Below are 246 nucleotides of genomic sequence, written 5' to 3' on the forward strand. Positions count from 1 at the left end.
GAATTCATTTTTACAAATAGGTCGATACGTCGCCAGCCTGAGTGTTGGCTATTTCCGAACAAGTCTTGTGGGCTAATGATGCCTTCGAAATTATTGCCTGGTATTAAGTTGTGTCTGACCCAGCTGTATAGCTGAGTATTGGGGTTATCTGTTACGCCATCGCGATTTAAGTCGGTGAGATTTTGATGCCAATTTAGGCTCATGTCGCCATTAAACATGTTGCGTGGTAAATCAATTGGCATGGCC

At 43.5% G+C, this 246-nt stretch carries 1 protein-coding gene; it reads right to left on the reverse strand.

Annotated elements, in window-relative coordinates:
* Nucleotides 1-246: hypothetical protein (locus Q4519_RS21990; RefSeq protein ID WP_303516103.1), on the reverse strand; the 246-nt coding region annotated here is incomplete at both ends.

It is taken from the genome of Motilimonas sp. 1_MG-2023 (genome assembly GCF_030547455.1).
Classification (GTDB): Bacteria; Pseudomonadota; Gammaproteobacteria; order Enterobacterales; family CBDFNC01; genus Motilimonas.